At 71.4% G+C, this 13,412-nt stretch carries 9 protein-coding genes; 3 read left to right on the top strand and 6 right to left on the bottom strand.

Translation table 11 applies throughout. The annotated features are described in order from the left end of the window. Window positions 1-49: 49 nt before the first annotated feature. The 4 genes from AB0G11_RS44510 to AB0G11_RS44495 form a co-directional block, all read right to left on the bottom strand. Window positions 50-1,252, bottom strand: coding sequence for an acyltransferase (locus tag AB0G11_RS44510; protein WP_357592998.1), 1,203 nt, complete (start codon window positions 1,250-1,252; stop codon window positions 50-52). Window positions 1,253-1,354: 102 nt separating this feature from the next. After that, a complete protein-coding gene (locus AB0G11_RS44505) occupies window positions 1,355-2,575 on the bottom strand; it encodes a class I SAM-dependent methyltransferase (protein ID WP_357592972.1) in 1,221 nt (406 codons plus the stop codon). A 53-nt stretch (window positions 2,576-2,628) separates the two neighbouring features. Then, complete coding sequence (locus AB0G11_RS44500) at window positions 2,629-3,729, bottom strand: DegT/DnrJ/EryC1/StrS family aminotransferase (RefSeq protein WP_357592970.1); 1,101 nt, start codon at window positions 3,727-3,729, stop codon at window positions 2,629-2,631. A 6-nt stretch (window positions 3,730-3,735) separates the two neighbouring features. After that, complete coding sequence (locus AB0G11_RS44495) at window positions 3,736-4,494, bottom strand: methyltransferase domain-containing protein (RefSeq protein WP_308125933.1); 759 nt, start codon at window positions 4,492-4,494, stop codon at window positions 3,736-3,738. 261 nt (window positions 4,495-4,755) lie between these two features. Here AB0G11_RS44495 and AB0G11_RS44490 point away from each other — a divergent pair, with 261 nt between their 5' ends. The 3 genes from AB0G11_RS44490 (at window position 4,756) to AB0G11_RS44480 (ending at window position 8,223) form a co-directional block, all read left to right on the top strand. Continuing rightward, on the top strand, window positions 4,756-5,184 hold the full coding sequence (locus AB0G11_RS44490; RefSeq protein ID WP_219508729.1) for an enediyne antibiotic chromoprotein: 429 nt from the start codon (window positions 4,756-4,758) through the stop codon (window positions 5,182-5,184). A 218-nt stretch (window positions 5,185-5,402) separates the two neighbouring features. Continuing rightward, the gene (locus tag AB0G11_RS44485; protein ID WP_357592968.1) at window positions 5,403-6,623 is read left to right on the top strand and encodes an acyl-CoA dehydrogenase family protein; all 1,221 of its coding nucleotides are present in this window, start codon (window positions 5,403-5,405) and stop codon (window positions 6,621-6,623) included. A gap of 10 nt (window positions 6,624-6,633) precedes the next feature. Then, entirely contained in the window at window positions 6,634-8,223 is a 1,590-nt protein-coding gene (locus AB0G11_RS44480) for a 4-hydroxyphenylacetate 3-hydroxylase N-terminal domain-containing protein (RefSeq protein WP_357592966.1), read from the top strand. A gap of 63 nt (window positions 8,224-8,286) precedes the next feature. Here the strand turns inward: AB0G11_RS44480 and cmdF are convergent, their stop codons facing one another. Together cmdF and AB0G11_RS44470 are read right to left on the bottom strand one after the other, a co-directional pair. After that, window positions 8,287-9,960: a tyrosine 2,3-aminomutase gene (cmdF, locus tag AB0G11_RS44475; protein WP_219508734.1), complete on the bottom strand. Its 1,674-nt coding sequence runs from the start codon at window positions 9,958-9,960 to the stop codon at window positions 8,287-8,289. Then, window positions 9,953-13,186, bottom strand: a complete 3,234-nt coding sequence (locus AB0G11_RS44470; RefSeq protein WP_357592964.1) for a condensation domain-containing protein — start codon at window positions 13,184-13,186, stop codon at window positions 9,953-9,955. The genes cmdF and AB0G11_RS44470 overlap by 8 nt, the downstream gene beginning before the upstream one ends. Window positions 13,187-13,412: the final 226 nt, after the last annotated feature.

Below are 13,412 nucleotides of genomic sequence, written 5' to 3'. Positions count from 1 at the left end.
CCCACCGCTGGACAGGGGTGGGCATCGCGGGCACAGCGGGGGGGAAGGGTCACTCGGCGGCTGAGGCGGTGGGCACCGGGGCGCGCGCCGGCTCCCGCGGCGGTGGCGGCGGCGTCTTCTTCGACCGGCTCCAGTGCCGCATCGCGGGCCGCTCGACCAGCGTGTAGAGCAGCCAGGCGGCCACGACGTTGACCGCGATGAGGCCCAGGATCAGCAGCGTGCCGCCGACGGGCCCGTACTCGGCGTCGCCGAGCACCGCGCCGCGCAGCCAGTAGAGCACCACGGCCTGGGTCATGTAGAAGGCGAACGAGACGGTGCCGAGCCACACCATGACCCGGCTGCCCATGAAGGTGCGCCGGCCGCGCAGGTTGGCCGCGGCGTAGGTGCCGATGGCCAGCCCGAACGGGATCGCGGTGACGAGCGAGATGCTGTACGGCTCCGGCACCCACAGCGTGGCGGCGTAGGCGGCCACGAGCAGGGCGATGACCGGGGCGATCCCGATGCGGGGCCACCGGCCGCTGATCACGATCCTGGCCAGGACCATGCCGAGCACGAACTCGAACAGCCGCGCCGGCGGGAACATGTAGACGAACCAGAACTGCGTCAGCGCCAGCGCCTCACCCGGGTAGCGGGGCGAGTCGGGCAGCAGCGTGAGCGTGGCCACGCAGACCGCGGCCATGGCCAGGACCACGAGGCCGGCCGACAGCCACAGCCGGCTCTCCTTGATCTTGGCGATCGGGATGATCAGCAGCGGGAAGAGCAGGTAGAACAGCATCTCGGAGCTGAGCGACCAGGCCGGCATGTTCGCGCCGCCCCACAGGTTGGGGTCGGGCGAGAACGAGTTGACCAGGAACAGGTTCGGCAGGCCCCACAGGGGCGTGAACGACGCGGCGAACAGCAGCATCGCCAGGCCCCAGGTGACGGCGTGGTTGGGCAGGATCTTCACCGCCCGCCGCCGCCAGAAGGACGTGGCCCGGCCGCCCGGCTGCCAGGACCAGGTGATGACGAAGCCGCTCAGGATGAAGAAGAACGAGACGCCGATGTAGCCGCCGGGGTAGAAGAGCCAGACGAGCGTCTGGGTGATCCCGTCGTCGCTGTAGGGGGTCGCGGGATTCTGGTTTCCCGACGTCATGGGATAGACGACGTGGCTCATGAAAACGAGCAACGCCGCGATGATGCGTAGTCCGGTCAATGCGGGAAGGTCGGGGCGGCGCTCTCCGAGAGCGCCTGTATGACTGATTTCCGCCGCCACAGACACCGTGGGTTCCTTTCTCTCGGACCGCCCGGCTGGGGGAATTAACTAAATGGTGGGCGGCCACCCCGCACGGCGCATCTCCCCATGTGCTGAAAATGCTCAGACGATATGCACCTCGGGCACGTAGAGAACCCAGCGCCCGCCTCGCTCGGCGAACGCGCGCTCTTTCGCCATGATTTCCTCGGCGTGGTTCCAGGCGAACAGGATGGCGTGGTCGGCGTCGCTCTCGGCGAACACGGACGGCGCCACCACGGGGATGTGCGAGCCGGCCACCACGCGGCCCTGCTTGGAGGGCGTGGAGTCGCAGACGAAGGGGATGACGTCCGGGCCGAAGCCGCAGTAGTTGGTCACCGTGGTGATCTTGGCGGGGGCGCCGTAGCCGACGACCTTCTTGCCCTGGGCGCGCAGCGACCCGACGAGGGCGGTCAGCTCGTCGCGGATGCGCTCGGCGCGGCGGGCGAAGGCCTCCAGCGTGGCGTGCTCCCCCAGCCGCTGGGCGGCCTCGGCGGCCAGCAGCTCGGGCACCGCGGGGGCGACCGGGCGGGCGCCGGGCTGGCCCAGCGTGTAGCGCATCGAGCCGCCGTGCAGCGCCACCGGCTCGGCGTCGACGAGCTCCAGCCCGTACAGCTCGGCCGCGGCCTGGATGGCACGCACGGAGAAGACGAAGGAGTGCTCGTCGTAGAGGATGTCGAACGCGGTCTGCTCGACGACGCTGCCGAGGTAGGGCTCCTCGAAGACGAAGACGCCGTCCGGGCCGAGCAGCTTCTTGGCGCCCTTGAGCACCGAGGCCAGGTGGGAGATGTGGGCGATCACGTTCGCGCCGAACATCACGTCGGCCGGGCCGTGCTCGGCACGGATCGGCCCGGCGCTGTCCTCGTCGAAGAACTGCGACAGCACCCGCACGCCCCGCGCCCTGGACATCTCCGCCACCTGCGCCGACGGCTCGATGCCGAGGTGGCGCACGCCGGCCGCGGCGATGGTGGCGAGCATGACGCCGTCGTTGCTGCCGATCTCCGCGATGAACGGGTCGGGCCCGGTCAGCTCGTGCTCCAGGAAATGCCGCGCCAGGCCCTCGAAATGCCGGCTGTGCACCACCGAGTTGGAGGCGTGGTACGGGTATTCGTCGTGATATCTGACTTCCTGGGGAATGTCCGCCATCAGCTGGACCATGGTGCACGAGTCGCACATTCCCACGACCAGCTGGTAACGGAATTCACCGGCCACCCGGTCGGCCCGGGGAAAAGCGTTTCCGCGGGGCTGGAAACCGAGGTCGACAAACGCCTTGACCGGCCCGCTGCAAATTCGACAGGAAGCGTCCATGAATAGACGTTAACACCGGCCGGGCGCGAACCTTTATCGGCGATTGCCATGAGTCACCAGCCGGATCTTATGGTGTGCGCGACGTGCGCCCGGTCCTCGTCCGACAGCCACCAGCCGACCGGGATGTTGACCGCCCGGTCGTGCACCGCCTCCAGGCCGGGAAGCGGCTCGGCCGACGGCGTCACGCAGCCGTGCGCGTCGTTGCGCCGGCACACCACGCTCGCCGCGACCCCGGCGGCGGCGAGCTTGCCGATGAACGCGTCGCGGTCCTCCACCAGGACCGGGTAGAGCCAGAACGACGAGTCCAGGCCAGGCGTGCGCGCGGTCAGCTCCAGGCCGGGCACCCCGGCGAGCTCGGCGTCGTAGTAGGCGGCGTTGGCGCGGTGGCGGGCGATCCGCTCGTCGACCACGGTGAGGCTGCTGAGCCCGATGGCCGCGCCGATCTCGTTCAGGTAGAAGTTGTAGCCCCACTCGGGCACGTCGTAGTCGGCGTGCACGCGGTCGGCGTCGCGCTCGATGCCGAAGAAGCGCAGCCGCCGGGCGCGCCGCAGTGACTCCTCGTCGGGCAGCACGAGCAGGCCGCCGGTGCCGCAGCTCAGGTGCTTGGTGGCGTGGAAGCTGTAGACGCACAGGTTGCCGTGGCGGCCCAGCGGGCGGCCGTGCACGGTGGCGCCCCACGCCTGGGCGCAGTCCTCGACGACGACCGGCCGGCGCCCGTGGGCGGCCTCGGCGTCGTCCAGGATGCGGGCCAGGCGCTCGACGTCGACGGGGCAGCCGCCCCAGTGCACCACCATGACCGCCCGGGTGCGGGGGGTGATCTTCTTGGCGAGGTCCTCGAGGTCCACGTTGAGCGTGGCCGGGTCGACGTCCACCCAGGTGATGCGCCCGCCCCCGGCCAGGATGCTCCAGTTCGTCGCCTCGAACGTGAACGGCGTGCTCAGGACCTCGCCGTCGGCCCCGGCCAGGCGCAGCGCGAGCTGCAGGCCGGAGGTGGCGTTGTTCAGCGCCGCCACGTACGGGTTGCCGATCCGCTCGCCGAGCTGCCGCTCGAACTCCTCGACCAGCGGCCCGTGCCCGAGCATGCCGCTGTCGAGCACGGCGGTGACCCGGTCGGCGGCGCCGGCCGGGACCTCGACCTTGAACAGGGGGATCACCGCGAATCATCCGTCCCGTCGCACGCCGAGGAACAGGGAGCGGCCGGCGAGCAGCGGCCCGGTCTCCTCCAGGCACTCGGCGGTGAAGCCGGCCCGCTCGAAGGCCGCCGCGTACTCGGCGCGGGAGAACAGGTTCATCACCTGCGTGTGCTCGAAGTGGCGCACCCCGGCGCCGTCGGCCACCAGGTAGTGCGCCTCGACGCGGACGGTGTCGCCCACGCGGGACGATTTGGCCACCCTGGCGATGGTCCGGCCGTCCTCGCGGACCACGTCGTCGCCGATGTGCCCGTCGGCGAAGCCGTCCTTGAAGTACCAGGGCTCCACGATGAGCACCCCGCCGGGGGCCACATGCCGGCCCATGCTGGCCACGGCGGCGTCGAGCTCCTCGGTGCCCGCCATGTAGCCGACCGTGCTGTAGAGGCTGCACACGGCGTCGAAGACGCGGCCGAGCCGGAAGTCACGGATGTCGCCCGGGTGGACGGCGACGCCGGGCAGCTTGGCCTGCGCCCTGGCCCGCATCGCCGCCGACAGCTCCACCCCCTCGACCAGGGAGAAGCGGGTGCGCAGCGTCCTGAGGTGCTCGCCCGTCCCGCAGGCCACGTCGAGCAGGGAGTCGGCGTGCGGCGCGCGCTCGCGCACGAGGCTGGTCACGATGTCGGCCTCCCCCGCGTAGTCCTTGCCGCGCCGCAGGTAGAGCAGGTCGTAGATCTCGCTGATGTCGTCGCCGTAGACGTTGGCGTCCCGGGTGATCTGGTCAATGGTCACAGCCGCTCCCAACCGATGAGCCGTGCCGTACGGACGGGCACACTGGTCCGGATTCTCCCGGCTGCGCGGCCCGCTGTCTTATCCGGCCTTGCTCGCCTGCGAATAGCCCATCGTCAAACAGAACGCAAGGCGATCATTGACAAGATGCAGTCACCGTCACTGCAGCTTGCTGAATTGATTTCCTCTGGCACCCGCCGGGCCGATGCCGCAGAGTTGTACTCACGACGGCGAAACAAATCGCCCCGGAAAAAGGAGTAAAGAATGACGCGCAAGACTGGTCTGATTGCCAAGCTGGGTCTCGCCGCCACGGTCACGCTCGGCCTGGCCTTCGCCACCAGCCCGGCGGCCTCCGCCGCGGCCCCGTCGTTCTCCGTCTCGCCGGCCTCCGGCGTGTCGGACGGCGCGACTGCCACGGTGACCGTCACCGGGGCCCTGCCCAATGCCGTGTTCGGCATCGCCACCTGCGCCAACACGGCCTCGGGCGCCGCCTGCGACGGCGGCACGGCCACCTCGTTCACCACCGACGCGAGCGGTTCGGCCACCATCCCGCTGAAGCTCAACCGCCAGTTCGACGGCGTCGGCTACGACGGCACCCCGGTGGGCCCGGTGGACTGCGCGGCGGCCTCCTGCTTCGTCGGCGCCGGCAACAACGAGCAGGTGCTCGGGGAGGTGGCCATCTCCTTCAAGTGAGAAACCAGCGGTAATCCACCGGGAGAAAGGAATTCAGCCGCCCACACACCGGAATGACGCGGAAATCGAAAGCCCCTGGTTCGGGAAAATGCTTCCTGAACCGGGGGCTTCGCCGTGCCCGCGCAGAACAGCACGCCGGGAGATGCGCGGCCTAATCGTGGATGTGACGCTGGCGGCATGTCCGATTCGACCACGAAACCGTGAGGACGCGCATAGCGATGGGTGTCGACACCACTGTTTTCGAGCACCGCCTCGCCGAACCGCCGGAGCCCGGACTCACCCCCGAGGACGTGGTCGCCAGGGCGGAGGCCATGATTCCCGCGCTGGCCGAGCGCCAGGCCGAGACCGAGCGGCGCACGTTCTACGCCGAGGACGTCCACGAGGAGTTCTCCAGAGCGGGCTTCTACCGCATCCTGGTCCCCCGCCGGTTCGGCGGCTACGAGTTCGGGATCGACACCTTCGTCCGCGTGGCGATCAACCTGACCCGGGGCTGCCCCTCGACAGGCTGGATGTTCTGCCTGGGCGCCGCGCACGCGCTCCCGGCCGCGACGATCTTCGACGAGCGCACCCAGGAGGAGATCTTCGCCTCCGGGGAGTTCATCTGCCCCGCGACCGTCATGCCCGGCGGCACGGCCGAGCGCACGCCGGACGGCGACTGGCTGATCAACGGCACCTGGGGCTACTGCTCGGGGTCGCCGTACGCCACCCACTTCATGGGGCACGCCCTGATCGAGTCGGGCGAGCCGATCATGTTCATCGCCCCGCGCAGCGAGTGGACCCGGCTCGACGACTGGGGTCACGCGCTGGGCCTGAAGGGCAGCGGCTCGCACAGCATCCGCATCACCGGCGGCCGCGTCCCCGACCGCTACGTGCTCAAGCACCACATGAGCCAGATCGACGTCACCGGCGGCACCCCCGGCCGCGAGCTGCACGGCCCCGAGTACGGCGGCGGGCAGCTCAGCTTCATGGTCATGGAGGACGCGCTGCTGGCGGTCGGCATGGCCAAGGGCGCGCTGGACGCCTACGAGGACCTCATGCGGACCCGCACGACGCCGTTCCCGCCCATCGTGACCCGTACCGAGGACCCGGACTTCCAGCTCACGTACGGCAAGGCCGCGGGCCTGATCGCCACGGCCGAGGCCGCGACCACGGACGCGGTGCGGCAGTGGCGCGAGACGAGCGCCCGCGGCGCGGCGGCCGTCACCCACGAGCACGAGCTGCGGCTGGCGGCGATCTGCCAGGAGGCCGTGGCGCTGTGCTGGCGGGCGGTCGAGTCGCACCTGTTCCCCACGGCGGGTTCGAGCGCCGTGCGCGCCGGCGAGCGCGTCGAGCGGGTGTGGCGGGACATGTCGATGTTCGTCACGCACGCCGGCCTGTCCACCTACCTCGCCAAAATCGCCAAACGCGATCTGGCCAAGGCCCGGTTCGGGCTCGAATAGGGGAATTGCCATGACTGACTTGCAGGACGCGCCACACATCCCGGACACCGGGCCGGGCAGCCGGCCGAAGACCCGCCCGATGACCGGCGCCGAGTACGTCGAGAGCCTGCGCGACGACCGGGCGATCTACCTGTACGGCGACCGCGTCTCGGACGTGACCTCGCACCCGGCGTTCCACAACCCGATCCGGATGACCGCCAGGCTCTACGACGCGCTGCACGACCCGGAGCGGCGCGGCGACCTCGTCGTGCCGACCGACACGGGCGGCGACGGCTTCACCCACAGCTTCTTCACCACCCCGCGCAGCGCCGACGACCTGGTGGCCAACCAGCGCGCCATCGCCGCGTGGGCGCGGATGAGCTACGGCTGGATGGGCCGCAGCCCCGACTACAAGGCGGCCTTCCTCGGCACGCTGGGCGCCAACGCCGAGTTCTACGAGCCGTTCGCCGACAACGCGCGGCGCTGGTACCGGGAGTCGCAGGAGAAGGTCCTGTTCTGGAACCACGCGATCGTGCACCCGCCGGTGGACCGCAGCCGGCCGCCGGACGAGGTCGCCGACGTGTTCGTGCACGTGGAGAAGGAGACCGACGCCGGGCTCGTGGTGAGCGGGGCGAAGGTGGTGGCGACGGGGTCGGCGCTGACGCACTACAACTTCATCGCCCACTACGGCCTGCCGATCAAGGACAAGAAGTTCGCGCTGGTGGCGACCATCCCGATGAACGCGCCGGGGCTGAAGCTGATCTGCCGGCCGTCCTACACCGCCGCGGCGACCGTGATGGGCAGCCCGTTCGACTACCCCCTGTCGTCGCGGCTGGACGAGAACGACACGATCCTCGTCCTGGACAAGGTGCTCATCCCCTGGGAGAACGTCTTCATCTACGGCCACCTCGGCAAGGTGCAGCTGTTCACCGGCCGCTCCGGCTTCCCCGAGCGCTTCACCTTCCACGGCTGCACCCGCCTGGCGGTCAAGCTGGAGTTCATCGCGGGCCTGCTGGCCAAGGCCGTGGAGATCACCGGCACCAAGGACTTCCGGGGCGTGCAGAGCCGCATCGGCGAGGTGCTGGCCTGGCGCAACCTGTTCTGGGGCCTGTCGGACGCGGCCGCGCGCAACCCCGTCGAGTGGCGCAACGGCGCGGTCCTGCCCAACCCGGAGTACGGCCTGGCCTACCGCTGGTTCATGCAGACCGGCTACCCCCGGGTCAAGGAGATCATCCACCAGGACATCGCCAGCGGCCTGATCTACATCAACTCCAGCGCCGAGGACTTCAAGAACCCCGAGGTGCGGCCGTACCTGGACAAGTACCTGCGCGGCTCCGGCGGCATCGACTCGGTCGAGCGGATCAAGGTGATGAAGCTGCTCTGGGACGCCGTGGGCACCGAGTTCGGCGGCCGGCACGAGCTGTACGAGCGCAACTACGCCGGCAACCATGAGAACACCCGCGTGGAGCTGCTGGCCGCGCAGACCGCCAGCGGCCAGGTGGACGGCTACAAGGCGTTCGTCGACCAGTGCCTGAGCGAGTACGACCTGGACGGCTGGACGGCGCCCGACCTGTCCTCCTTCGAGCACCTGCGCCAGGCGAAGAACGGCCTGCGCCACTGAGCGCCGAGCCCGCGAGAAAGCGCCCCCGGGATCACCTCCCGGGGGCGCTTTCTCGTACGGGGTCTAACGGAGGGCGACGTCGGCCTGGACGACCGCGTCCAGGAACTCGCCCCGTGAGATCGCCGAGGCCACCAGCTCGATGTCGTCGGCCATGTACCGGTCCGCCTCCAGGACCGGCACGAGCGAGCGGACCCGCTCGTACGTGGCCCGCCCGGCCGGGCTGAGCCGGTCCGCGCGGCCCGACAGGTCCACGGCCTGGGCCGCGGCCAGGAACTCCACCGCGAGGATCCTGCTGTTGTTCTGCAGCACCCGGCGGGCGTTGCGGGCGGCGATCAGGCCCATGCTGACGACGTCCTGGTTGTCGCCGTTGGACGGCACGCTCTGGGTGCTGGCCGGGCCGATCGTCCGGTTCTCCGCGACCAGGGCGGTGGCGGGGTACTGGGCTCCCGCGAACCCGCTGTTGAGGCCGGGGTCGCCGGCGACGAGGAACTCGGGCAGGCCGTTGCTGAGGTGGCGGTTGAGCAGCCGGTTGGTGCGCCGCTCGGAGAAGACGCCGAGCTGGGTGAGCGCGATCGTCAGGTAGTCCATGACGAAGGCGACCGGCTGGCCGTGGAAGTTGGCGCCGTGGAAGACCTCCTTGCCCTCGAAGACGAGGGGGTTGTCGTTGGAGGAGTTGAGCTCGGTGCGCAGCGTGGCGGCGGCGTGGTAGACCGTGTCGCGGACGGCGCCGACGACCTGCGGGATGGCCCGCAGTGTGTACGCCTTCTGCAGGTAGACCTCGGTCCGGTGGACGCCGTGCTCGGGCGCGTCGCCGTCCTTGCGGCGGCGCGGCGGCTCCCGGTCGCGCAGGATCGACAGGCGCAGCGGGTCGACGCTGAGCGCCTGGCGCAGCTCGCTGTGCTCCACCGCCAGGCCGCTGCCGCTGAGCAGGGCGCGCATGTTGGCGGCGACGTCGATCTGCCCCTGGTGGGGGCGGGCGATGTCGTGCCCGTCGGCCACGAACGGGCTGGTCGAGCCCTGCAGCACCTCGCAGATCAGCGCGGTGACGATCTCGGCCTGCCGGACCTGGTCGAGCGCCCGGGTGACGAGCAGGCAGCCGAGCCCGGTCATCGCCGAGGTGCCGTTGATGAGCGCCAGGCCCTCCTTGAACCGCAGTTGCAGCGGCTCGATGCCGAGCTCGCGCAGCACCGGCCCGGTCTCGGTGCGGCGGCCGTCGCGCAGCACGTACCCCTCGCCGATGAGCGTCGAGGCGACGTGCGCCAGCGGCGCGAGGTCACCGCTGGCGCCCAGCGACCCGATCTCGGGGATGGCGGGCGTGATGCCGAGGTTGAGGTAGAGCGCCATGCGTTCGAGCAGTTCGGGCCGGACCGCCGAGTAGCCCTTGGACAGGGCGTTGAGCCGGGCCGTGAGAACCGCCCGAGCCTCGTCCTCGGCGAAGATCGGGCCGACGCCGGCGCAGTGGCTGCGGACGAGGTTGGTCTGGAGCTGGATCTCGTTGGAGGTGTCGACGAGCATGTAGATCATCTCGCCGTAGCCGGTCGTCACGCCGTACACGGGGATGCCACGTGCGATGACGTCCTCGAACAGCCGCCGGTTGGCCGCGACCTTGGCCAGGGCGGACGGGGCGACGCCGCAGGTGACCTGGTTCTCGGCGATCAGCCGTACTGTCGGGACATCCAGGTTCTCCCCATCGAAGTCGACTGACGTCGAGGTCTCCACCAGTGTCACATCACTCACCCGCCATAGATTGGTTGACAGCATCAGCGGAAAGCGCGTGCGCGCTGACCTGAGCGGCCAGGCCGTTCAGGGTGGGGTTGGCGAAGAACTCCCACAGGGGGATCTCCACGCCGAACCTGTCACGCACGCGATCGAGCAGGCGGGGCACCATGAGCGAGTGCCCGCCCACCGCGAAGAAGGGGTCCCCGTCGCCGTCCGGCTCGGCGCCCAGGACGTCTGACCAGATGGCGGCCAGTTCGAGCTCGGCCGGCGTCCGCGCGCTCCGGTTCGCGCCGCCCGCGGGCAGCGCCGGCAGCATCCGCCGGTCGATTTTGCCGCCGACGTTGCGGGGCAGCGCGCCGACCGTCCTGACCGACAGGGGCAGCGTGCTCTTGCCGAACCGGGCGCGCAGCGTGGCCCGCAGGTCGGCGGCCCGCACCTCCGCCTCGCCCGCCGCCGTGCGGTTCGGCACGACGTAGGCGACCAGGCGGGTGACCCAGCCGTCGGGGCCGCTCACCGGGACGACCGCGCACTCGGCGACCGCCTCGTTCCGGTTCAGCGCGTCCTCTACCTCGGCCAGCTCGACGCGGGTGCCGTGGAACTTGATCTGGGAGTCGCCGCGCCCGCGGAACTCCAGCAGGCCGTCCCACCGCAGGCGGCCGAGGTCGCCGGTGCGGTAGAAGCGGCCGAAGCCGGACCCGCACGCCTGCAGGTGGTAGACGGGCTCGAAGGGCCGCGTGTCCGCGCCCGCGCCCGCGTAGCCGAGCGCGACGTACGGGCTCCTGACCACCAGATGCCCGGTGACGCCGGGCGGGCAGGGCCGGTCCCAGTCGTCGAGCACGACGACCTGGCGGCCGGGGATGGACGTGCCGATCGGCGTCATGCCGGGCACCGGGCCGGTCACCTCGTACCAGGTCGCCAGGATCGTCTCGGTGGCGCCGTACAGGTTCGCCAGCCGGACGGCGGGCAGGGCCGCGCGCAGGTCGGCGGCCAGCTCGCCGGGCAGCGGCTCACCGGCGAGCAGCAGGCAGCCGAGCGAGAGCGAGCGGCCGGCGCCGTCGGCGGTGATCGCGTCGAGGAGCTTGCGCGCGAAGCTCGGCACGGTCTGCAGCAGCGTGATGCGCTCGTCGGCGAGCCAGGCGGCCAGCTTCTCCGGGTTCGCCCTGATCCGCTCGGGGACCGGGCAGAGCGTCGCGCCGCCGGTCAGCGCGGCGAACGTCTCGACGAGCGCGGCGTCGTAGCCGGGCGCGGCCCACTGGGCGACGCGGGCGCCCGGCCGCATCCGGAACTCGGTGGCCAGCCAGGTGGCGAACTGGGCGAGGCTGCCGTGCGACTGGATGATGCCCTTGGGCCTGCCGGTCGAGCCGGAGGTGTAGGCGACGTAGGCGGGCGCGGTGGTCATGGGGGTGACCAGGGCGGCCGGGCGGGCGGGGACGCCGAGTGCGGTGACGTCGACGACGGTTCCGCCGAGCTCGTCCTCGTACCAGCGGATCAGGTCGTCGGACCGGCCCTCGGTGAGCACGCAGGCGGGCCGCAGCTCGGCGAGCACGGCCTTGCCCCGCTCGCCCGCGTCGCCGGTGGCCAGGCAGGTGAGCCTGGCGCCGGCGCCGAGCGTGCCGAGCACGGCGGCGACCTGGGCGGGGCCCGGCGCCATCCGGACGACCACGGAGGCGTCCCCGAGAGGCCCGGCTGCGGATTCTGTGGCAGGCCCGGCGGCTTCGCCGGGGGGTGCGTCGGCGGGCAGCGCGCGCAGGGCGGTGATGACGGCCGAGGCGCGCGCGTCCAGCTCGCGGAAGGTCAGCGCGGCGTCCGGCCAGTCCACCGCGACCGCGTCCGGGGTGCGGGTGGCGCGGGCGCGCACGAGCTCGGGCACGGACGGCAGCAGCGGGTCGAGCACCCCCGTCCGGTCGGCCTCGCGCACCCGGGCGCGGGTGCGGGCGTAGTCCTCCAGCGGGATCTGGTCGGCCGGCAGGTCCGGGGCGCGCAGGGCGATGGCCAGGAACGTGCGGAGCTGGTCGAGAAGCTGCCCGGCTGACTCGTCCTCGTACAGGCTGTCGCGGTAGGTCAGCTCCCCGGTGAGGCCGGAGCCGACGTGCTCGACCGTGAGGCACAGGTCGGTCCTGGCCGAGCCCGCGCGCGGCCGCACCGGGCGCACCTCGGCGTCACCCAGGACGGGCAGCGGCTCGGCCTCGTCGCGGTAGTCGAACAGCACGTCGCACAGCGGCATCCGGCGCGGGTCCCGCTCCAGCCGCAGCGCCTGCACCAGCCGGTCGTAGGGGACGATCCGGCGCTGGTAGGCGTGCGCCACGGCCTTGGCCACCCGGCGCACCGCCTGCCGGAACGTGATCCCGCCGGACAGGTCGGCGCACAGCACCACGTGGTTGCGGAACGGGCCGACGAGCGCGCCGGTGCGCACCGCGGGCCGCAGGTTGACGGGGGCGCCGACGGCCACCCGGTCCTCGCCGCTGTGGCGGCGCAGCAGGCACAGGAACGCGGCCAGCAGCACCGCGGGGGCGCTGACCCGTTCCTCACGGGACAGCTCGGCGACGGCCTGCCCGAGCGCGGGCGCCCAGCTGAAGGGGACCGCCCCGCCGCCGAAGGACGGCCCGTCGGGACGGGGCCGGTCGGCGGGCGGCGCCGGGGAGGCGGGCGGCGGCGTCAGGTGCCCGGTCCACCAGCGCAGCAGCCCGTGGAACTCGGGCGTGTGCCCCTGGTCGCGCTGCCAGCGGGCGTAGGAGGCGTACTGGAGCCCCTCGGGCGGCGGCGGCACCCGCTGGTCGGCGTAGCCGTCGGAGAGCTCGTCGAGCAGCGTGGGAAGCGACCACTCGTCGGCGACGGCCTCGTGCAGCCGCAGCACGAGCAGGTGGCCGCCGTCGGCCGGCCGGGCCACGGTGAGCTGCGCGAGCGGGCCGTCCTCCAGGTCGAGCGGGGTGCGCGCGAGGTCGGCGCAGAGCTGCTCGGCCGTGGCGCCGGGGACGTCGAGCTCGGTGAAGGCGTGCGGGTGGCAGTCGCCGGCGATCTCCTGCACGGGCAGCCCGCCGTCGTCCACGAGCGTGGTGCGCAGGATCTCGTGCCGCAGCACGACCCCCCGCCAGGCGGCGCGGAGCGCGGGCACGTCGAGTTCGCCGGTCGTTCGGTAGGCGCGGAGCATCGTGTAGGCGGGTGAATCCGGGACCAGTTTCTGCAGGAACCATGCCTGGTCCTGCAGCCACGAGGTCGCCGCTCTCTTGACACCGGACTTCCTCACCACGACATCGTCAGCTCGGGCCGCCCCCTGGGGCATCTCTTGACGTGCTGCGTTGCTCCGGGCTGGCAGGAAACAGCGCCGGGAAGACAACTTGCTGCCACGCTCCCGCCTTGTTCCGGGTCATCCCCGATCGCAGTCTCTTACGTAAGAGAAAGACCCGGAAATTGACAGACCCGCACCTCGGCAATTGTGCGGGGAAAGGCGGCTGAGTTCATCATGCACATTC

The sequence above is a fragment of the Nonomuraea sp. NPDC023979 genome, from assembly GCF_040639085.1.
GTDB classification, from domain to species: Bacteria; Actinomycetota; Actinomycetes; order Streptosporangiales; family Streptosporangiaceae; genus Nonomuraea; species Nonomuraea ceibae.
This window is presented reverse-complemented; position numbering and strand designations above follow the sequence as displayed.